General features: G+C 45.0%; 21 protein-coding genes. 9 read left to right on the top strand and 12 right to left on the bottom strand.

Annotated elements, in window-relative coordinates:
* Positions 1 to 337: 337 nt before the first annotated feature.
* Both sucD and WH96_RS15615 read right to left on the bottom strand, forming a co-directional pair.
* Positions 338 to 1228: a succinate--CoA ligase subunit alpha gene (sucD, locus tag WH96_RS15620; RefSeq protein WP_047765141.1), complete on the bottom strand. Its 891-nt coding sequence runs from the start codon at positions 1226 to 1228 to the stop codon at positions 338 to 340.
* Positions 1225 to 2436, bottom strand: a complete 1212-nt coding sequence (locus WH96_RS15615) for a malate--CoA ligase subunit beta (protein ID WP_047765140.1) — start codon at positions 2434 to 2436, stop codon at positions 1225 to 1227. The genes sucD and WH96_RS15615 overlap by 4 nt, the downstream gene beginning before the upstream one ends.
* A gap of 248 nt (positions 2437 to 2684) precedes the next feature.
* On the opposite strand from WH96_RS15615, the gene WH96_RS15610 reads away from it, so the two are divergent.
* Together WH96_RS15610 and WH96_RS15605 are read left to right on the top strand one after the other, a co-directional pair.
* Positions 2685 to 3350: a response regulator transcription factor gene (locus WH96_RS15610; RefSeq protein WP_047765139.1), complete on the top strand. Its 666-nt coding sequence runs from the start codon at positions 2685 to 2687 to the stop codon at positions 3348 to 3350.
* 182 nt (positions 3351 to 3532) lie between these two features.
* A complete protein-coding gene (locus WH96_RS15605) occupies positions 3533 to 4510 on the top strand; it encodes an HpcH/HpaI aldolase/citrate lyase family protein (protein WP_047765138.1) in 978 nt (325 codons plus the stop codon).
* Between the two features lie 94 nt (positions 4511 to 4604).
* On the opposite strand, the gene WH96_RS15600 is transcribed toward WH96_RS15605, so the two are convergent.
* Entirely contained in the window at positions 4605 to 5867 is a 1263-nt protein-coding gene (locus WH96_RS15600) for an MFS transporter (RefSeq protein WP_047765137.1), read from the bottom strand.
* A gap of 358 nt (positions 5868 to 6225) precedes the next feature.
* Here WH96_RS15600 and ltaE point away from each other — a divergent pair, with 358 nt between their 5' ends.
* The 6 genes from ltaE (at position 6226) to WH96_RS15570 (ending at position 11653) form a co-directional block, all read left to right on the top strand.
* Positions 6226 to 7299, top strand: coding sequence for a low-specificity L-threonine aldolase (gene ltaE / locus WH96_RS15595; protein ID WP_047765136.1), 1074 nt, complete (start codon positions 6226 to 6228; stop codon positions 7297 to 7299).
* A gap of 170 nt (positions 7300 to 7469) precedes the next feature.
* Complete coding sequence (phnC, locus tag WH96_RS15590; protein WP_047765135.1) at positions 7470 to 8297, top strand: phosphonate ABC transporter ATP-binding protein; 828 nt, start codon at positions 7470 to 7472, stop codon at positions 8295 to 8297.
* A 69-nt stretch (positions 8298 to 8366) separates the two neighbouring features.
* Positions 8367 to 9383: a phosphonate ABC transporter substrate-binding protein gene (phnD, locus tag WH96_RS15585; RefSeq protein WP_047765134.1), complete on the top strand. Its 1017-nt coding sequence runs from the start codon at positions 8367 to 8369 to the stop codon at positions 9381 to 9383.
* A 92-nt stretch (positions 9384 to 9475) separates the two neighbouring features.
* Positions 9476 to 10282: a phosphonate ABC transporter, permease protein PhnE gene (phnE, locus tag WH96_RS15580; protein WP_047765133.1), complete on the top strand. Its 807-nt coding sequence runs from the start codon at positions 9476 to 9478 to the stop codon at positions 10280 to 10282.
* 3 nt (positions 10283 to 10285) lie between these two features.
* Positions 10286 to 10930 (top strand): LbetaH domain-containing protein, encoded by a 645-nt coding sequence (locus tag WH96_RS15575; protein ID WP_047765132.1) that lies wholly within the window; start codon positions 10286 to 10288, stop codon positions 10928 to 10930.
* Between the two features lie 21 nt (positions 10931 to 10951).
* Entirely contained in the window at positions 10952 to 11653 is a 702-nt protein-coding gene (locus tag WH96_RS15570) for a DUF1045 domain-containing protein (protein WP_047765131.1), read from the top strand.
* A 6-nt stretch (positions 11654 to 11659) separates the two neighbouring features.
* On the opposite strand, the gene phnN is transcribed toward WH96_RS15570, so the two are convergent.
* The 8 genes from phnN to phnG are packed head-to-tail and all read right to left on the bottom strand — an operon-like array spanning position 11660 to position 18119.
* A complete protein-coding gene (gene phnN / locus WH96_RS15565; RefSeq protein WP_047765130.1) occupies positions 11660 to 12262 on the bottom strand; it encodes a phosphonate metabolism protein/1,5-bisphosphokinase (PRPP-forming) PhnN in 603 nt (200 codons plus the stop codon).
* 1 nt (position 12263) lies between these two features.
* Positions 12264 to 13406 (bottom strand): alpha-D-ribose 1-methylphosphonate 5-triphosphate diphosphatase, encoded by a 1143-nt coding sequence (locus WH96_RS15560; protein WP_047765129.1) that lies wholly within the window; start codon positions 13404 to 13406, stop codon positions 12264 to 12266.
* A 2-nt stretch (positions 13407 to 13408) separates the two neighbouring features.
* Entirely contained in the window at positions 13409 to 14104 is a 696-nt protein-coding gene (phnL, locus tag WH96_RS15555; protein WP_218045070.1) for a phosphonate C-P lyase system protein PhnL, read from the bottom strand.
* Between the two features lie 10 nt (positions 14105 to 14114).
* Positions 14115 to 14918, bottom strand: coding sequence for a phosphonate C-P lyase system protein PhnK (gene phnK / locus WH96_RS15550; RefSeq protein ID WP_047765128.1), 804 nt, complete (start codon positions 14916 to 14918; stop codon positions 14115 to 14117).
* On the bottom strand, positions 14915 to 15835 hold the full coding sequence (locus WH96_RS15545; protein WP_047765127.1) for an alpha-D-ribose 1-methylphosphonate 5-phosphate C-P-lyase PhnJ: 921 nt from the start codon (positions 15833 to 15835) through the stop codon (positions 14915 to 14917). Before WH96_RS15545 ends, phnK begins: the two co-directional genes overlap by 4 nt.
* 4 nt (positions 15836 to 15839) lie before the next feature.
* On the bottom strand, positions 15840 to 16994 hold the full coding sequence (locus WH96_RS15540; RefSeq protein WP_047765126.1) for a carbon-phosphorus lyase complex subunit PhnI: 1155 nt from the start codon (positions 16992 to 16994) through the stop codon (positions 15840 to 15842).
* 1 nt (position 16995) lies between these two features.
* On the bottom strand, positions 16996 to 17625 hold the full coding sequence (phnH, locus tag WH96_RS15535; RefSeq protein WP_053006009.1) for a phosphonate C-P lyase system protein PhnH: 630 nt from the start codon (positions 17623 to 17625) through the stop codon (positions 16996 to 16998).
* On the bottom strand, positions 17622 to 18119 hold the full coding sequence (gene phnG, locus WH96_RS15530; RefSeq protein ID WP_053006007.1) for a phosphonate C-P lyase system protein PhnG: 498 nt from the start codon (positions 18117 to 18119) through the stop codon (positions 17622 to 17624). Before phnG ends, phnH begins: the two co-directional genes overlap by 4 nt.
* 126 nt (positions 18120 to 18245) lie before the next feature.
* Here phnG and phnF point away from each other — a divergent pair, with 126 nt between their 5' ends.
* The gene (gene phnF, locus WH96_RS15525; protein WP_047765125.1) at positions 18246 to 18983 is read left to right on the top strand and encodes a phosphonate metabolism transcriptional regulator PhnF; all 738 of its coding nucleotides are present in this window, start codon (positions 18246 to 18248) and stop codon (positions 18981 to 18983) included.
* 5 nt (positions 18984 to 18988) lie between these two features.
* Here phnF and WH96_RS15520 read toward each other — a convergent pair whose 3' ends face one another.
* Positions 18989 to 19933, bottom strand: coding sequence for a carbohydrate kinase family protein (locus WH96_RS15520; protein ID WP_047765124.1), 945 nt, complete (start codon positions 19931 to 19933; stop codon positions 18989 to 18991).

The following is a 19933-nucleotide window of genomic DNA, read 5'->3' as shown; positions in this document are numbered from 1 at the left end:
ATCAGTCAGGCCACGGTTGAGGAAAATGACTCGAATATAATAACAGTATTTAAAATTTTAGATAGATTTAATATTAAAAAAACTACATACAGATGTATGATTATTTCGTAATAATAGGTATGTATAGGTAAGTTATAAGAAAATATTCGTGATTGACTTTATTTTAAAAGTTATTGTTATTGTATTTATTTTATATATTGTTTTTGTTGTTTTATATGGGTGTTTGAAATCTTTTTATATAAATTTATTAGTTAAAATTACTTAATATTTTTCAATGAAAGGCTGTGCGTGACTTTAGAAGGTAACGCACAGCATCATTTCCAAGCTTTATTTGTGTTTAAGAAGCTTTTAATAGGGATTGTGCAACAGTAGTTCCGATTAAAGAGGGATCAGGGGCGATCGAAGCGCCGACTTCGCGCAAGATACCGACCTTTTCATTGGCACTTTCACCAAAAGCTGTGATAATTGCACCTGCGTGTCCCATCGTACGCCCTTTAGGGGCACTTAGTCCTGCAACATAGGCGATAACGGGTTTGGTCATGTGATCTCGAATAAAGTCAGCAGCTTCTGCTTCTTGTGGTCCGCCAATCTCACCGATCATGACAACAGCTTCTGTTTTAGGGTCTTCTTCAAAGAGCTCCAGAATATCTTTGAACGAGCTCCCATTAATAGGGTCGCCTCCAATACCAACACTTGTCGAAACGCCAATCCCTAACGCTTTCATTTGTGATGCGGCTTCATACCCTAATGTTCCCGAACGACCAACAATACCTACGGAGCCAGGTATATAGATGTTACCAGGCATGATACCAAGTAATGCTTCGCCTGGTGTAATCGTTCCTGCACAGTTTGGCCCTGTTAATCGCATACGTTCGTTTCTTGGATATCGACGCATGTAACGTTTAACACTCATCATATCTTGTGCTGGAATGCCGTCAGTTACAGAGACACAGAATTCAATGCCTGCATCCGCAGCTTCCATTATCGAATCAGCAGCAAAAGGGGGCGGTACAAATACAATGGAAGCAGTGGCGCCAGTTTGTTCTACGGCGTCTTTAACGGTGTCGAAAACGGGAACGTCATTGACGATTTCACCGCCTTTTCCCGGCACAACGCCGCCAACAATATTAGTGCCATAGCCCACCATCTCTTTTGTATGGAAGCGGGCAATTTTACCACTAATGCCGTGAACAAGGACTTTTGTGTCCCGGTTTAATAGAATGCTCATGACGCGACCTCACCAAGGATTTGGACGTTGTTGGTTGATTTATTTGTGTTTTGCCATGCTTCAACAGAACGTTCAGCCGCTTCGGCCAAGGTACTGGCGCGAATAATAGGCAAGCCACTACTGGCTAAAATCTTCCGACCTTCTTCAACTTTTGTTCCCGCTAAGCGTACGATAACTGGCACATCAACCGGGTTGTTTTGCAAGGCTTGCACGATACCTTCGGCGACCCAATCACAACGATTGATGCCGGCAAAAATATTAACCAGAATGGCTTTTACATTGTCATCTGCCATGACAAGGTTAAAAGCTTTGGCAACACGCTCTGGTGATGCTCCTCCGCCAATATCCAGAAAGTTTGCGGGACGACCGCCGGATACTTCGATGATATCCATTGTGGCCATGGCTAGTCCAGCGCCGTTTACGATGCACCCAATTTCACCATCCAATGCTACGTAACTCAGGCCGCGATCAGATGCTTTCGACTCTCTTTGGTCTTCTTGAGATTTATCACGTAGTTCTGAAATGTCCGGGTGTCGGAAAAGGGCGTTATCATCAAATGTCATCTTTGCATCAAGAGCAATGATTGCACCTTCGCTGGTGACTACCAACGGATTGATTTCGACCATTGTAGCATCCAGTTCACGGAATGCTTTATAGCAACCAATGATAGTTTCCACAGTTTGTGGAATTTGCCCGGGATTAACACCAAGCTTGAAAGCAATTTCGCGTGCTTGGAAATCAAGCATGCCAACAGCAGGTTCAACAATGGATCTAATAATACTATCGGGATGATCTTCAGAAATTTCTTCAATCTCCATTCCCCCAGAAGCAGAGGCTACAACCATGATTCGTTCGGACTTACGATCAAGGACAAAACCAAGGTAGATTTCCCGTTCGATATGAACACCACCTTCGACATAGACGCGATAGGTAAATTTACCGTCGGGACCTGTCTGGTTGGTTACGAGGCGCTTTCCGAACATTTTGTCTGCCGCATCAAACACCTGTTCTTCGTTTTCGCATAACGTAACACCACCAGCTTTACCGCGACCACCTGTGTGGACCTGGGCCTTAACGACCCATTTATTGCCACCAATTTCTCTGGCACGGTAAGCTGCTTGTTCGGGACTATAGGCGAGGCCTCCTCTTGGAATGGCGACGCCGAAGTTCGCAAGGATACTTTTTGCCTGATACTCATGGATATCCATGAATCTTCCTTTTTAATTCATTTTGTTGAACTTACATTAGTATCTTCACAAACCGGGAGCTGGGTATAAGCAAACCGATAAGTATCAATAATGAAACGCTGTTTTTGAAATTAGCGCAACACTCATAATTACTGCTTTTGAGTGTCTATATAGGTAGGTAAAAAACTATCCTAAATTATTGTATTCTATCAAATTTCAATATACAGTACCATTCTTATGGGTAGGTTTTTGGTTTAAACGGTTGAAATATGTCGGTTGTGGGAAAAGCACCGTCGGTTGACGTACAACCGATCAAAGTCGCCTTGGCGGATAGTAATCCATTGATGCTTTCTGCCTTGTCAGAATTTTTTGATCGCGATCCCAGGTTTAGTCTTGTGGCGTCAGTCGGATCAGCTGAGAGCTTTCTCGAAATTACCTTACTCTCGACTTTCACTGTTGGCATTGTTGACTGGGCCTTGCCGATGCTGGGGGGGGAACGTTTGATTGAGATTATTCGGAACCAGGAAAATCCGCCTCGTATTGTCGTCTATGCTCAAGGCGATAATCAGGATATTCCAAGACAGGCCATGGCGGCTGGAGCGGCGGGGTATTGCTCGCGCTCACAGCCGCCTGAATACCTGCTGGATACGGTCGAAAGTATTGCCAAGGGAGGGATGGTATTCCCCTTTGTTGATGTGCGTGATCTACGTCAGGATCCTATGCATTCCCTGACAAAACGAGAGCGAGCTTTGTTGATTTCGCTGGCTCAGGGTCGGACCAACAAAGAACTTGCACGTGATCATGATATCTCTCTGAATACGGTGAAATTTCATCTTAGAAATTTATTTGGAAAACTCTCTGTAACCAACAGATCACAAGCGATTGCCTATTACTATTCAACACGTGTAAGCCCACAAGGCGAGGAAGATGATTGAGGGATTTTTCCTTGACTTCAATCTTTAGTTTTCTGCTGAAGAATCTGCTCAAGAATCCAATGATTCAATTTCTCAAAAAATCCTTCACTACGTGAAGGAAAAAATCATGGTTGACAGCAACGATATTTTGCCCGGTTAATTCCGCTCCTAGACCTGTAAATTTGGAATAGGAAGTCCCAAAAATGAGTTTTCAAATAATAGAACAAGCCCCAGCAAGGCTGAACCGAAGTGAGCTTGCCGTCCCGGGAAGCCAACCGCAACTTTTTGAAAAGGCAGCAAAATCAGATGCTGACGTTATTTTCCTTGATTTGGAAGATGCCGTCGCTCCCGATGAAAAAGAACAAGCCAGAAAGAATATTATTCAGGCGTTAAATGATCTGGATTGGACAGGAAAATCCATGTCCATTCGCATCAATGGACTGGATACCCATTACATGTATCGTGATGTCGTGGATGTCGTTGAACAGGCCGGTCAACATCTTGATTTGATTATGATACCAAAGGTTGGAACCGCGGCTGATGTTTATGCGATTGATATGCTTGTTACTCAGATTGAAGATGCCCGGGGATATCAAAAGCGTATTGGTTTTGAGCACATCATTGAAACCGCTCTTGGTATGCAAAATGTAAACGAAATTGCGTCTGCAAGTCGTCGCAATGAATCTCTTCATTTTGGTGTGGCTGATTATGCTGCATCAACCCGCGCAAGAACCACAATGATAGGTGGTGTGAATAAAGATTACGCCGTTTTGACAGATCCTGACTTGTCTGGAGATCGTCTCACCCATTGGGGCGATATGTGGCACTATGCTATTAGCAGAATGGTTGTCGCAGCACGGGCCAATGGATTACGACCTGTTGATGGACCATTTGGGGATTTTTCTGATCCGGAAGGTTTTAAAGCAGCAGCTAGACGTGCTGCGGTTCTTGGCTGTGAAGGTAAGTGGGCTATTCACCCGTCCCAGATCGATTTGGCGAACGAGGTGATGAGCCCAAGTGATGAAGAAGTAACCCGGGCCAAACTTATTCTTGACGCTATGGCAGAAGCTGAGAGTGAAGGGAAGGGTGCTGTTTCACTTGATGGTCGATTAATCGATTACGCATCAATTCGTCAAGCTGAAGTGTTGGTCGAAAAATCACAGCAAATCGCGTCAAGGTAGTATTTTTAGGTGGCGTTGTTTAAGATGAGCAGCGCCACCGATCTTCTTTAAACAGATAATTTATTTCTGTCAGTCTTGAGTTGATTTTATCAGATTAAGTCTCGGTATTATTTTCGTTTTTGGATGATGTTTCAGCTTTGATCGCGGCAGTATAGAGCTGTTTACTGCTCATACCATTACCGCCCAGTGGCATGAATGGCGCTTTGCTCTCCAGATGCCTTTGACGTTGGAAAATACGAACTATGGTGAAGATTACTAACAGGCTGTTATTAATCATAAAGAACATAAATATACCTTCGGGACCAAAATAACCCATAAATTGAGCGGCAATTGTTGGCCCTAAACTAGCGCCAACCCCATAAGCGATCAATAAACCAGCAGAGACTTGAACCAGCTCTTTTCTGTCTGCCATGTCGTTAACCTGTGATGCTGAAATTGGATATATGGTAAAGGACATACCGCCATAAAGTGCAATGGCGGCCAGTAGAATAATAAAGCTCTGTCCCGTAGCCCATATAACGGCAAAACAAGATCCTATGGTGAGAAGTGACGAAAAGATAAGAACCGTACGCCTGTCAAAACGATCAGATATACGGCCAATGGGAAATTGCAACAACATACCGCCAAAAATTGCGGCAGCCATAAAGGATGATATCTGGGGAATAGTAAGGTCAACATCCTTGCCAAAAACGGCCCCCATACTGTTGAGAGACGAATTGGACATAGCGGCACACACCGTTCCGAAAACACCGACTGGTGACACCAAAAAAAGTTTCTTGAAGGCCATTCGTTTTGGTGAACTTGGTGTTGGCGCTTTTGCTCTGGTTAAAAGAAGCGGAACCAAAGCGAATGAATAAACCATAGAGCCAATAACAAAGAGCTGGAATTGGGCAGGATCACCCAATAACATCATAAATTGCCCGGTACCGGCCCCAATGTAGTTGGTAATCATATAGAGCGAGAGAATTTTCCCTCTGTTTTCATTGCTGGATTTTTCATTCACCCAGCTTTCGACAACCATAATCATGCCTGCCATACAAAAACCAGTCACAATTCGAAGAAAAAACCAGAAGATAGGATCGGTAAACAGAACATGGGCAAGAACGGCAACCGAGAGGACGGAGGCAAAGGCGGCAAAAGAGCGAATGTGTCCAACTGCGGCGATAACGCGTATGGCAAAAACAGCACCTATCAACATGCCAACAAATTGGCCCGTCATAATCAGGCCAGTAGTCTCTGTTGAGAAGCCTTCAATTCGGCTCCGAAGCCCCAACAGTGTGTTGATCATCCCTTGTCCAAGCATAAGCATGGCAAAACTAAATAGAAGAGATGAGATTGACCTGATTGATTGCCACATGTTTTGTATTTACCACTAAATAGGAGCAGATGAAGAGCGTTCTGGTTGTCTATCTAATATCAGTTAAGGTGATTTTGCCTACTGTTTTATTTGATTTTTGGATTTTAATTCAAAGGTATCGAGCTAAAAGGGGGGCACAATAAGCTTTTAACTTAGAGATGATTTCCCTTCGTGACAAAGTTTCTTGCTCTGTTTATCGTTTGCTTTCGTTCTTCTTTATGCTTGTTGGTAATGTACATAGAATTATCTTGCTACTTACCCAAAAGCGATCTCGTCATTTCAAGTAACCACTATTCGCAAATATCACATCATTCATAAACAGGCCCTTGAGGCGTTAAGGTATCGCAGGAGAGTAAGTATGTACTCAGGTATGTTAGATCGCAAAAACAAGATTGGTTCGAATTCAGGGCTGATTGCTGATTTCCGAAGTGATACGGTCACAAAGCCAAGCAAGGGAATGCGTGATGTCATGGCGAATGCTAGGGTAGGGAATGATGTTTACGATGATGATCCAACCGTGGCAGAACTCGAAAGTAAACTTGCTGAAATGGCGGGAATGGAAAATGCTCTTTTCTTTCCGACGGGCACTCAAAGTAACCTTGCGGCTCTTTTGAGTTATTGTGGCCGTGGGGACGAATATATCGTGGGGGACGCGTATCATATCTTTATCGATGAAGCGGGAGGTGCCGCTGTACTCGGAGGCATTTCTCCTTTTCCGTTGCCAACCGATAATTCTGGTGGTCTTACCCCTCAACAGGTAGTGAATGCGATAAAGCCAGATGATTTTCATTGTCCGATCAGTCGTTTACTGTGCCTTGAGAATACAGTCAATGGGCGTGTGCAAGGCCTTGAACGTATCGCTTCCTTAGCCGCGGTCGCACACGAGAATGACCTGGCGGTTCATCTTGATGGTGCGCGCATATTTAATGCGGCTACCACGTTGAATGCGTCATTGAAAACACTGTGCGAACCTGTTGATTCAATTTCTATATGTCTTTCCAAGGGATTGGGGGCACCAGTTGGGTCTGTGCTCTGCGGATCTGAGCATTTAATAAAGCGCGCAAAGCGGATGCGAAAGCTTTTGGGGGGTGGTATGCGTCAGGTCGGTGTACTTGCGGCCTGTGGTCTTTATGCTTTGGAACACAATGTTCCCCTGCTTGGAAAAGATCATGAAAAAGCGACAAAACTGGCACAGGGTTTACAGTCAATTCCAGAGGTTTCAATTGATATGTCGACGGTTGAAACGAATATGGTCTTTATGAACCCAGGCGAGGGACATCATCAAGCTCTGTGTGATTTCCTTCACGGGGAAGGCATTCTAATTGGTGCTCAAGTTCCAAAAATACGCTTGGTTACTCACATGGATATATCTGATGAAGCTATAGAACTCTTTATCGAGAAAACCCGATCTTACTATCAAACAAGAAACTGAATTTTACTGTGGTGTATGTAAAAGAGCGTGATTCATCTAGACAAGTTTCCTTTCTTGTGCAGGAAAAAGAAAAGACGTTAACAGAACCTTAAAACAACCATCACGCAAGAGTCTTGCAAAGGCGGCAAACTTGCACCAACAAACATTTAAGGGTTTATGGTGCAAGTTTCATGGTTGCGATCAAGGTAACTGGTCTGAATAAGACCTTCACAAAGGGCAAAAAAGCCCTGAATTCACTGGACCTACAGATTGATAGGGGCGAAATGGTTGCCCTGATCGGTGCTTCCGGTTCTGGTAAATCCACCCTGATACGACATATTTCGGGGTTGATGAAAAGCGACAGCGATAACAGTAAAATCGAAGTCCTTCATCAAACCATTCAGGAAAACGGAAAATTAGGACGTGGAGTGCGTGCTGCGCGTTCTGATGTCGGTGTGGTATTCCAGCAGTTTAATTTGGTGAATCGCCTTTCTGTCCTGACAAATGTTCTCGTTGGCCTTTTGGGGCAAATTCCAAGATGGCGAGGCACTCTGGGGCTTTTTACACGCGCTGAGAAAATGATTGCCATGAAGGCTTTGGCGCGGGTTGGTATTGATAATCTTGCCGAACAGCGTTCATCGACTTTATCCGGCGGTCAACAGCAACGTGCTGCTATTGCCCGTGCCATTACTCAGGGTGCGCAAGTGATTCTGGCGGATGAGCCAATTGCTTCCCTTGATCCATCTTCTGCCCGCAAGGTCATGGACACACTGGAAAATGTGAACAAAGAGGACGGTGTAACGGTTCTCGTTTCGTTGCATCAGGTTGACTATGCACTTCGCTATTGCCCCCGCACAATTGCAATGCGGAATGGTGAAATTATTTTTGACGGCGACTCAAAGCGTTTGACGCCAAAACTTCTTGAACAACTTTACGGTGATGACAGTTTGGAATTGCTAGGTTCCAAGCAACAGGAAGAACCTGTTGTGACATCACTTCCAGAACAGGCAGTAGCTTAAAAGGCTACGATCTGCAGTTCCTCATTCATCTGGCATTTATGTACTTTTAAAACTAGGAGAACAGGTAAAATGGTTCGCAAACTAATCGCTTCTGCAGCTATTGCAGTAACAGCATTTGTTGGTGGTGTTGCTCAGGCTGAAACTAATTACAAACCTCTTGAGAAAGATCCTACAGAACTTAACTTTGGGATTATTTCAACAGAATCAACTTCTAACCTTAAAGAGCAGTGGGTTCCTTTGATGAAGGACATGGAAGCCGCACTCGGTATGAAAGTGAACCCTTTCTTTGCTCCTGATTATGCAGGCGTTATCGAAGCCATGCGCTTTGGTAAAGTACACGTGGCTTGGTTCGGTAATAAATCCGGCATCGAAGCCGTTGATCGTTCCGGTGGGGAAGTTTTCGTGCAGACATCCAAAGCTGACGGAAGCCAAGGTTATTATTCCCATATCATTACGCATGTAGATAACAAAGACATCAACAGCCTTGACGATATCTTCAAATGCGATCAGTCACTGAATTTTGGTATTGGCGATCCAAACTCTACATCTGGGTTTTTAGTTCCTTCATATTATGTGTTTGCGCAGAACGGTGTAGATCCAAAAGAATGTTTCAAAACTGTTCGTAATGCGAACCACGAAACAAATCTGATGGCGACTGCCAACAAACAGGTTCATGTGGCAGCAAACAATTCAGAGCAGATTGGCCGCTCTATGAAAAAAGCACCTGATGCTGCTGCAAAAATCAAAGTAATCTGGACGTCTCCATTGATCCCATCTGATCCAATGGTTTATCGCAAAGACATGTCCAAAGAACTTAAATCTCGTATCAAAGCGTTCTTCCTTGGTTACGGTCGTCTTGGTGATGTTGCTCATGCTAAAAAAGTTTTGGGCGGGATCTCTGATGGTCAGGGACTGTTCATGGAAAGCAACAACACACAGCTATACCCTGTGCGTCAGTTGGCTCTGTTCAAAAACAAGTTAAAGATCGAAGGTAACGAAGGTCTGGCTGCTGATGAAAAAGAGAAAAAACTCTTGGCAATCAACAGTAAACTTTCTGATCTGAAAGTTCTGGTTGCTGCTCAATAAGCAATGACAATACAAAAACGGTGCTCTATTCGAGCACCGTTTTTCTGTTCATAAGAACAGCTATTCCTTTCATCAATATAAGATTTTTTCCGATGTCTAATCTTTCAGAAACTCAAAAATCCATCGAAATTCCTGCTCATGATTTGAAGCGGTCCATTGGTAGCCTGGTTATGTGGGCTGTCTTTTTTGCATTACTTGCGCTGTCATGGGAAGGGGCCGATATGCGGCCTTGGGATCTGATTGAAAACGCAGAGAACATGAGTCAGTTTGCGTCTGGTTTCTTCCCTCCGGATATGTCGCAATGGAAAATGTACGTTGAAGAAATCTGGATAACAATTCAGATTGCAATTTGGGGGACAGCCCTCAGTATTGTGTGTTCCGTACCCTTCGGCATTTTGTGTTCGGAAAACATTGTACCCTGGTGGGTTTTTCAACCTGTACGTCGCCTTATGGACGCTGCTCGTGCGATTAATGAAATGGTTTTTGCCATGCTCTTTGTTGTCGCCGTTGGTCTTGGGCCATTTGCCGGTGTTCTTGCTCTGTGGATACATACAACAGGTGTTCTGGCCAAGTTATTCTCAGAAGCGGTAGAGGCGATTGATCCAAGCCCGGTTGAGGGCATCAGAGCAACAGGTGCAACAGGACTTCAGGAAGTTATCTTCGGCGTTATCCCGCAAGTGCTTCCGCTCTGGATTTCCTATTCTCTATATCGTTTTGAGTCCAATGTTCGTTCAGCCACGGTTCTTGGTATCGTTGGTGCTGGCGGGATTGGTATGGTTTTGTGGGAAAACATTCGTGGCTTCTATTATGCAGAAACTGCAGCCGTTATCATTCTAATTATCATTTCGGTCAGCCTTCTGGATATTCTGTCACAACGTTTAAGAAAAATGGTTATCTAACTAATGTATTTCCAAACCCAACCTCATGTTAAAAAACAACTTTCTGAACAGCCGACCATTGCTGATAGTGCGGTCGTTGTTGATAGTCATCTAGGACAGTGGACTGAGGTTGGGGAGGGAACCAAGGTCGTTGAAAGCAGACTGGGTGACTATAGCTATGTCGTAAATAACAGCGATATTATCTATAGTCAGATAGGGAAGTTTGTGAACATTGCGGCCTTTGTTCGCCTTAACCCAGGTCAACATCCTATGGACCGGGCAAGCATGCATCACTTTCAGTATCGGAGTGATGCCTATGATATGGGGGATGATGATACTGATTTTTTCAATTGGCGTCGTTCGTCTGCTGTTCATGTCGACCATGATGTCTGGATCGGTCATGGCGCAATTGTCAAAGGCGGTGTTCATATTGGTACTGGCTCTGTGATCGGTTCCGGGGCCGTTGTTACCAAAGATGTTGCGCCTTATTCTATTGTTGCCGGTGTTCCCGCGACAGAAATTCGTCCCCGTTTTGAGAAGGCTATTCAAAAGGCTCTTCTTCGTATTAATTGGTGGGATTGGGATCACGCCATTTTGACTGATCGGTTGCATGATTTTAGAACGCTTGGGATTGATGAATTCTGTTTGAAGTATGATCCTGGACTGTAATCGGAATTACTAGGATAAATTATGGTTTATGAGCGTTATGCTATTTATTATACGCCGCGATTAGAAAGCAGGTTGGGGCAATTTGGCAATGCCTGGTTTGGTTATGATCCAGTCTCTCGCGATGATATTCCAAGGCCAGTTATTAAGGGTATGACCCTTCAAGAGATTGAAAAAATCACGCAAGGAGCAGGACGTTATGCTTTTCATGGAACATTAAGATCTCCATTTAAGTTGCGGAAAAATCGTAACTTTAATTCCCTGAATAAATCTCTTGAATCCTTTGCAACAAAAATTCACCCGATTATCTGTGGGCCGCTTTCCATAAGATCAATAGGTCGGTTTCTGGCGCTTGTTCCAGATGATCCGGAAAGCCAAATCCCGAACCTTGCTGAACAGTGCATGAGAACGTTTGATAATTTTAGATTGGCACCAGGTAAGGAAGAAATAGATCGTCGTCGACAAGCTGGCCTAACGACCATCCAGGAACAATTGCTCTTGCGATGGGGGTACCCTTTTGTGATGGAAGAGTTCCGTTTTCATCTGACATTGAGTGACAAACTCGAGGGAATGGACCTGATCAAATATCAGGCAATACTTGAAGAGCACTGCGAAGGATTATGTAAAGAGCGCTTTGTCATTGATGAAATCGCGCTTTTTGGTGATCCGGGCCAAGGCGGGAAATTTGAAGAAATCTCCCGTTATAAACTTTCAGCTATCAGCTGATTAGTATTAACCCTGAAATACTGATGCTTCAGTATAGCGATAGGGATGGCTGGTTTGTAAGTAAGGATTTTCGATTGCCATAACAAAGTTAGAAATGGCCTCTTCAAGGGGGCCACTGTTATCTATCTCAATCACATCATCGCCGCGAACACGGTATGATTTGGCGCGATCCAACCTTCTTTGTATGTCGGCTTCACTTTCCCGACCTCGGGCGTGTAATCGTTGCGAAAGAATGTCGGGATCAACTGTGATTGAGATTATTCTCAGGTTTGGGTATTCGTTACGTGCCTCGTTTAAAACACTTCGGGACACATTCACGACAACACATTTTCCATCTGACAATTCGTCATTGATTGAGCGGGGTATGCCATACTTCAAGTCGTGTGCATCCCATGAAAGTGCAAAGATACCCGCCCGTTTTTTACGGGTAAATTCATCGACCGAAAGGCCAATATGGTCTTCTCCTCCGGCATTTTCAGAACGGGTGATTGATCGTCTTGGGAAAATAACGCTTGTTGTATTGCCAAAACGTTGACGCGCGGCATCAAGCAAGGTGTCCTTGCCTGCACCGCTTGGTCCCACGACAAGATAAAGCCAGCCTGTTTCCATTTTAAGAGACCCTGTTTCCTTCGCGCCATACACCTCTGACAACAGGGTGGTGGTGCGAGTGGTGGACATGAATAAGATCTGCACGTTTTCCCAAGGCAATTTCGCCCCGGTCGGTTAAACCAACACGTTCAGCTGGTGTTTTGGTTACTGTTTGAATGGATTTGGGCAGATCGTAGGCGTCAAAATCTTCATAGAGCAACATCGCGGCGTGCAACAGGCTATGGGGGACATAGTCACTGGAAATAATATCCAGATATCCTTCCTTTGCCAGCTCACCTGCGGAAATATTGCCGGAGTGGGATTTTCCCCGAACCACATTTGGTCCGCCCATCATAACGGCCAAGCCGGAATTATGTGAACTTCTGGCTGCTTCTAATGTGGTGGGAAATTCCGCAACCGTCATGCCATCAGATACAGCCTCTTTTACATGGACTTCAGTTGCATCGTCATGACTGGCAAGCGCAAAACCGTTATCATGGGCAGTGCCCACAACGTATTTGCGGTTCTTTTGGCTGTATCTTTCTTGATCTAACCGCCTTTCGGAAATGAACTTTTCCATTTCACCGTCACTCAGGCCGTATTTTCCCTGATAATAAATGTAATAGGCATCCAGAGAGACAAATTGTCTTTGCCCAGGTGTATGATCCATAACCGATAACATACGGACCAGATTGTTTTTAGACAGCTTATCCAATGCCGGCGCCATATCTGCGTAGCTGACTTCACATCTTAGGTGAATCAGATGATCTGCACGAAGCAGGTTTTCTCGATTGGCGTGAACCAGGCCACCGACCATTTCTTCCAGTCGTTTAACCCGGCTACTTCCTTCGTTCACATCACCCACGGCTATCGCATCAAAGACGGTCGTAATCCCTGCACTTGCAACTTGACTGTCGTGACTGACCACTGCGGCAACGGATGGCCATTCCGTCTTGGGGCGAGGGGTCATATGTTTTTCAAGGTTGTCGGTGTGCAGTTCCACAAGCCCGGGCAACAAGAGGTCACCGTCCATATCCAGAGCACTGGATATGGATGTATTTCTTGTCGAAATATCTTCAATCTTGCCATTGGCAATTTTTAAAGACCCATGAACAACTTCGTTCGGCAGAACTATTTTTGCATTGGTAAAGACTTTTTCATTCATCTCTAAGCACTCTGAAATTGGGTGACGTCAAAGGTTCTGGAACAAACCGCGTCTCTTGCTTCCTGATCATGAAAAATACCCAGAATAGCACAGCCTCTGTCCTTGGCTTGTTCTATAAGATCAAGGACGGTTTGTCTGTTCAGGGCATCAAGAGAAGCTGTTGGTTCATCGAGCAAAAGGATTGGGTAATCAGCGATAAATCCACGGGCGATATTGACACGCTGTTGTTCACCACCAGAAAACGTCAAAGGCGATAAACTCCATAAACGTTCTGGTATTCTCAAGCGAGCTAGAATGTCTTGTGCCTTTGCAATGGCCAGTTCTTTATCCTGTCCAAGAGCAATCAATGGCTCGGCAACGATTTCGATTGTTGGAACCCTTGGAATAACGCGCAAAAACTGGCTAACATAACCAAGTGTGCGCTTTCTTACATCCAAAATTTGATGTGGGTCTGCTTTGACAATATCAACCAGTTGATCATTGTGGCGGATATGAATACTTCCTTTGTTGCATATATAGTTGGCATAAAGCATGCGCATAAAAGTACTCTTACCTGAACCTGATTCACCTGTTAGCGCAACGCATTCGCCCTGATTCAAAAAGAAGGAAATACCTTCGAATACCGGGATTGTCATGCTTGCCTGATTGTGGAGAGTAAAATGTTTTGCGACATTTTCCACGTTAATCATTTTTGACATATTCATGTCCTTAAGATTGCAATATCGATGAAACAAGGAGCTGTGTGTAAGGGTCCTGAGGATCATCAAGAACCTGATCCGTTAGGCCGCTTTCAACAACATGTCCGCTTTTCATCACCATAAGACGATGGGATAATAATCGAGCGACGGCGAGGTCATGGGTGACGATAACCACGGAAAGTCCAAGGTTTTGTACAAGGCCACGAAGCAGATCGAGCAGTTTAGCCTGTACCGAAACATCCAGGCCGCCAGTTGGTTCATCCATAAAAACCAGACGCGGGGCCGTCACAAGATTACGTGCAATTTGCAGACGTTGTTGCATACCACCGGAAAAGGTCGACGGAAGGTCATCCAGACGCTCTGTCGATATTTCAACCTTACCAAGCCAGTCAGTCGCCGTGTCACGAATGTTTCCATAGTGACGCCAGCCAACAGCCATCAGTCTTTCACCAATGTTAGCACCCGCACTAACACCCATTCTAAGACCATCGCGAGGGTTCTGATGAACAAAGGCCCAGTCCGTCCGCATAAGAAAACGACGCTCTGGTTCGCTCATATCTTCAAAAAGGTTCTGCTCTCCATCGTGGCGAGTGTGATAGCTGACAGACCCAAAAGTCGGTTTCAGTTGAGCGGAGATACAGTTGAGAAGTGTAGATTTACCTGATCCAGACTCACCAACAATCCCAAGAACTTCGCCAGGTCGAAGGTCAAATGATATGTTCTGGCAGCCGATCCGGTTGCCATACATCATTGCCAGGTCTTTGACACTTAAAAGTGCTTGTTCAGGTGATCGTGTTTGATTTGAGGAAGTCATTTTGATGCCTCAGAATTTACGGATTGCATCTGGGAAGCTTGGGCGAGTGAGTGTTCTACTGGCGGGGATATCGAATCATCCCTTCTGCTTTGGCAATAATCGCTGTCGGAACAGACAAACATGCGGTTGCCTTTGTCATCCAGAATAACTTCATCCAAGAAGCTGTCTGTTGATCCGCAGAGGGCACAGTCTTGATCCCAGGATTGAATTTCAAAGGGATGATCTTCAAAATCCAGACTTTGAACTTTTGTGTATGGCGGGATGGCATAAATCCGTTTTTCACGACCGGCACCAAATAGCTGCAGAGCAGCACAATTATCCATTTTCGGATTGTCGAATTTAGGGGTCGGGGAAGGGTCCATCACATAGCGACCATTTACCTTTACCGGATAGGCATAGGTTGTTGCGATGTGTCCATGGCGCGAAATGTCTTCATACAGCTTTACATGCATAAGGCCGTATTCTTCCAGTGCGTGCATCTTGCGGGTTTCTGTTTCTCTGGGTTCCAGAAAACGAAGGGGTTCTGGAATTGGCACCTGATAGACCAGAATTTGCCCTTCTGTCAGAGCTTCTTCGGGAATTCTGTGTCGGGTTTGAATAACCGTCGCTTCTTTGGTTTTTTCTGTTGTGTCGATATCGGCAGTCTTTTCAAAAAACTGTCTGATACTTACGGCATTGGTTGTATCGTCACTGCCCTGGTCGATGACTTTCAATGTGTCAGATGGACCGATAACAGTAGCTGTGACCTGTACACCACCTGTTCCCCAACCGTAGGGCATGGGCATTTCGCGGCCGGCGAAAGGAACCTGATAACCGGGGATCGCCACTGCTTTCAGAAGCGCCCGGCGGATCATGCGTTTAGTTTGTTCGTCCAGATATGCGTAGTTATAGGACGATGCTGTTGTGTTTTGAGACATCGTTTTACTCTGCCGCCTGTTGTGTTTGTGCCTGTTGTGCGGGTGTGTCCTGTTGCTCTTCGCGCATGCGACGAACCAGTCCCAGCTCGGCCTGAAAATCTACGTAATGTGGGAGCTTGATATGTTCGACAAAACCTGTGGCTTGTATGTTATCGCTATGGGACATAACGAACTCTTCGTCCTGGGCCGGAGCGACAATATCTTCGCCCATTTCCTTTGCGCGGAGAGCGCGGTCGACCAAGGCCATTGAAATGGCTTTGCGTTCGTTTTGTCCGAAAACCAGACCATATCCGCGTGTAAACTGTGGGGGTTCAGTTTTTGATCCCTGAAACTGATTAACTGTTTCGCATTCAGTTATTTCCAGGTCGCCGATATCAATCGTAAATCCTAACTCTGGTGGTTGGATTTCGATAGAAACAGTTCCCAGTCTAATCTCGCCGACAAAGGCATGATTTCGGGCATATCCGCGTTGTGTTGAATAACCGAGTGATAGAATGAAACCTTCGTCGCCACGGGCAAGATTTTGTAATCTTTGATCGCGATCAACCGGAAATTCAAGTGGTTCCCGGGTTAAGTCTCCCACAGGATGTTCGTTTTCATTTTCGGGAAGCTTTTCTACCTGAATAAGGCCTTCGTTATTTAAAAGGCCACCTAAAACCCGTGGCATATCTGTCTCAGATGCCTGAATATCATTTTCCGTTTGTGATTTTTTGGCATCTGGAGCTTGCTCTTCTGACGGGGGGGCGTCAGACGCTTCCAACAGATCAAAATCAAGAAGACGGTGGGTGTAATCAAAGGTTGGGCCTAGGATTTGTCCACCGGGCAAGTCTTTGTAGGTTGCCGAAACCCGGCGTTCTATGGCCATTTTGTCCGTTCTGATTGGGAGACTATAGGCCAAGCGAGGTAGCGTGGTTCTGTAAGCACGAATTAAGAAAATTGCTTCAATTAAATCTCCACGGGCCTGCTTGATAGCCAAAGCGGCGAGATCTTCATCAAACAATGATCCCTCAGCCATGACACGAGATACAGACAAGCTGAGTTGTTCTTTTATCTGTGCAATGGAAAGTTCGGGAATTTCTTTTGGGCCCCGTCGTTTTTCTGCGAGAAGACGGTGGGCGTTTTTGATCGCTTTCTCGCCACCTTTTACAGCTACATACATTTTAAATGTCCATTTCTGAAGAACGGGGAAGGGCGCAAATATGGGTGGGAGAAGCAAAGATGATATCAATGCCACAAGGGAAGGTGTTCCTGTTTGCCTTCATCCATCCCCAAAACTTTGAGTTAAGTGGAGCGGGGGACAGATTACTTGTCGTTTTTATACCTGGCCCGCTTAACACAGCTTTTAGTTCTGCATTAAAATGATCCACAGTGATAATCAGCGTGGCTGAACGATCAGGGTATTCGGCTGTTCCGATTGGCAGGCTTGTGACAAGATCAGGATCTTCCTGGCCATTGATAATGGCAAAGTCGCAATGGTCCGCATTATTTGTCAGTGAACACCCGGTATGAAATCGCAAATAATCAGCAACATCTGAACATTCTGTTTTCGGTGAAAGCCAGACAGTGGTGTCCATGTCTGTTAGAGCCAAAAGAATTGAAGCTGCGGATGAATTCAACTTACGTGGACTTTCACAAGTAAGTGGCGTTTCGATGACTGTGCCGGGATGAGACATAGCCTCCAGAACTGTTCTGAAAACTGCCGTGGCATCAAAAACGGGGTTATGGAACCCGGGAAGTGTTGTTTGACCAATATTCTGCGTCGTCAGGGAGTTTGATTGAGCGTTCATCATGCGTCTTCTCCTCTTACCATAGTGAAGAAATCAACCTTGGAGGTCGCAATCTGTGATTTACGATTTTGTTTTGCTTTTTCCTGAGCAGAGGCCAAAGGCATCACAAAAGTATCTCGTATTTTTTGTGACCATCGATTGGTTTGGAGCAGGGCGTCCAACACGGCAACCAGTTCTGCCTTCTTATGATCCCGGCCTCGGATATAAGCATACCCAATGTGGTCGCTATCAAGACACACAGTACAGCGGGTTACAGATACTTCACCTAAGTTGAATTGTTGTCCGTCTCCGCCGGCTCTTCCGCGAACCATAACCAATCCGGTTTCAGCTTTACGCAAGAAACGATAGGGAAGGTTGCTCAAATTAGCTTCTGATTTTGTCAGTTCATTCCAATGATGCTGTAAATCTTTCAGTGTACAACGAGCCAGAACAGACAACCATTTCTGCCTCTCGCCATTAGTACTTTTGGGGTCTAACTGTCCCAAACAATCGGTCACTTTTATCTCCTTTCGACAAATATCAAATTTGTCTAGACGTCTATACCTTTTTGATTTATAGAATGAAGTGTTGATGAAGACAATTGACGACTGATGAAAGTTTTATGAACTTTAAAGGACAATGAGATGGAGTGGGAAAAGGGTGAAGCAATCTGGAAGCAGATTGGGCGTCATTTGCTTCAGGATATTACGGCGGGGGTGTATAAGCCGGGTGATAAACTGCCAACAGAAAATGAACTGGCTAAAAGGTTTGGTGTTAATCGGCATACAGTGCGCAGTGCGATAGCTGCTCTTACTGAAGATAACGTCATGCGTGTTGAACAGGGCCGAGGGACCTTTGTTCAGGAAAATCTGATGGACTATACCCTGGGAAGCCGAACTCGTTTTTCACAGATTGTTTCGGGGCGCCATCGCTTGCCTGATAAGACTTTGTTAAGCAGCGAAAGAGAAAAGGCAACGCGGCAAGTGGCAAAAAGATTGATGGTTGCGATAGACGAAAAGGTCATTAAACTGGAAGCAGTTAGTCATGCTGATGGTGTTGCACTCGCCCATTCGATTAGTTACCTGCCAGCACTCCGTTTCAAGGGGATTGAAAAGGTTTTTGCAGAAACCAAATCTCTGACTGAGGCTTTTAAGCATTTCGGGTTAAACGACTACACGCGTAAAAACACAAGAATTACGGCGCAGATGCCCAGCAAGCGCACGGCAGAACTATTGCAACAAGCTAAAAACAAGCCTGTCCTGATTACAGAAAGTGTTGATGTGGACGCAACTGGCAAAGCGATACAGTTTGGTATTACTCACTTTGCCAGTGAACGTGTCCAACTCTTTGTGGATAACGAGAGTGTTAATCCGCTCTCGTAATCTATCTATTCTATTGAGGCGAGTTCCTTGGCCCAGGGAGGAACTGCTCCATTTTGCGTAACGGTAAAGGCGGCGACCTTATTGGCTTTATCCAGCGCGACAGATAGTTGCTGTTCAGTCAAATCCTTCAAACACGATTTCGACAGAAGCCCCTGTTCGCTTAAACATGAAAGAAAGCCTGCGTTAAAGCTGTCTCCGGCGCCAATAGTGTCTTTGACCTCAACCTTTTTACTCTCTAATTTTAAGCTTGCGTGTTTGCCAAAGGCCGTTGCGCCTTGTGATCCTTCGGTAAAAAGGACGATCGATGCACCTTGTTGCAATTGCTGTTGTGCAAAATCTTCTGGTTTTGTCTCTGGCGAAAGCCACGACAAGTCTTCGTCAGAGACTTTAATAATATCGCTGATTGATAACAGTCTATTGATACGCTGACGATATCCATCTGAATCAGTGATGAAGCTTGTTCGAATGTTGGGATCAAAAGACAATACGCAGTTATCTTTTGCCGAGGTTACAAGATCTTCAAAAGCTGTTCCGCAAGGCTCTTGAATGAGGCTGATAGCTCCAAAATGGAAGGCCTCTAGATCGCTAGGTATTTTTTTTATATTGTGTCTTTGGAATAGCTTGCCCGCTGTGTTTTCATCGTAAAATGCGTAGCTAGCCTGCCCATCTGTAAATTTTACAAACGACAAGGTTGTTGGCGCCGCCTGTCGATGGGAATAGCTGTAGTCAACATTTGAGTCCGAGAGTGATTGGCAAAGTTGTTCCCCAAAGAGGTCTGTTGAAATACCGCCGCAAAAACCTGTTTTAACTCCCAAACGTCCCAAGGCGATGGCAGTATTGAAGATTGCGCCACCTGAAACAGGTTGATAGGCGGTTCTTATTTGCTCTTTTTGCGAAGAAATCTCTATTGGCAACATGTCAATTAGAGCTTCGCCACAACAAATGATCAT

This window comes from Kiloniella spongiae, from assembly GCF_001026905.1.
GTDB classification, from domain to species: Bacteria; Pseudomonadota; Alphaproteobacteria; order Kiloniellales; family Kiloniellaceae; genus Kiloniella; species Kiloniella spongiae.
This window is presented reverse-complemented; position numbering and strand designations above follow the sequence as displayed.

Bases quoted from the DNA above. Each gene is read 5' to 3' on its own strand.
- sucD (WP_047765141.1), bottom strand. From the start codon at position 1,228: ATGAGCATTCTATTAAACCGGGACACAAAAGTCCTTGTTCACGGCATT.
- WH96_RS15615 (WP_047765140.1), bottom strand. From the start codon at position 2,436: ATGGATATCCATGAGTATCAGGCAAAAAGTATCCTTGCGAACTTCGGC.
- WH96_RS15610 (WP_047765139.1), top strand. From the start codon at position 2,685: ATGTCGGTTGTGGGAAAAGCACCGTCGGTTGACGTACAACCGATCAAA.
- WH96_RS15605 (WP_047765138.1), top strand. From the start codon at position 3,533: ATGAGTTTTCAAATAATAGAACAAGCCCCAGCAAGGCTGAACCGAAGT.
- WH96_RS15600 (WP_047765137.1), bottom strand. From the start codon at position 5,867: ATGTGGCAATCAATCAGGTCAATCTCATCTCTTCTATTTAGTTTTGCC.
- ltaE (WP_047765136.1), top strand. From the start codon at position 6,226: ATGTACTCAGGTATGTTAGATCGCAAAAACAAGATTGGTTCGAATTCA.
- phnC (WP_047765135.1), top strand. From the start codon at position 7,470: ATGGTTGCGATCAAGGTAACTGGTCTGAATAAGACCTTCACAAAGGGC.
- phnD (WP_047765134.1), top strand. From the start codon at position 8,367: ATGGTTCGCAAACTAATCGCTTCTGCAGCTATTGCAGTAACAGCATTT.
- phnE (WP_047765133.1), top strand. From the start codon at position 9,476: ATGTCTAATCTTTCAGAAACTCAAAAATCCATCGAAATTCCTGCTCAT.
- WH96_RS15575 (WP_047765132.1), top strand. From the start codon at position 10,286: ATGTATTTCCAAACCCAACCTCATGTTAAAAAACAACTTTCTGAACAG.
- WH96_RS15570 (WP_047765131.1), top strand. From the start codon at position 10,952: ATGGTTTATGAGCGTTATGCTATTTATTATACGCCGCGATTAGAAAGC.
- phnN (WP_047765130.1), bottom strand. From the start codon at position 12,262: ATGGAAACAGGCTGGCTTTATCTTGTCGTGGGACCAAGCGGTGCAGGC.
- WH96_RS15560 (WP_047765129.1), bottom strand. From the start codon at position 13,406: ATGAATGAAAAAGTCTTTACCAATGCAAAAATAGTTCTGCCGAACGAA.
- phnL (WP_218045070.1), bottom strand. From the start codon at position 14,104: ATGTCAAAAATGATTAACGTGGAAAATGTCGCAAAACATTTTACTCTC.
- phnK (WP_047765128.1), bottom strand. From the start codon at position 14,918: ATGACTTCCTCAAATCAAACACGATCACCTGAACAAGCACTTTTAAGT.
- WH96_RS15545 (WP_047765127.1), bottom strand. From the start codon at position 15,835: ATGTCTCAAAACACAACAGCATCGTCCTATAACTACGCATATCTGGAC.
- WH96_RS15540 (WP_047765126.1), bottom strand. From the start codon at position 16,994: ATGTATGTAGCTGTAAAAGGTGGCGAGAAAGCGATCAAAAACGCCCAC.
- phnH (WP_053006009.1), bottom strand. From the start codon at position 17,625: ATGATGAACGCTCAATCAAACTCCCTGACGACGCAGAATATTGGTCAA.
- phnF (WP_047765125.1), top strand. From the start codon at position 18,246: ATGGAGTGGGAAAAGGGTGAAGCAATCTGGAAGCAGATTGGGCGTCAT.
- WH96_RS15520 (WP_047765124.1), bottom strand. From the start codon at position 19,933: ATGATCATTTGTTGTGGCGAAGCTCTAATTGACATGTTGCCAATAGAG.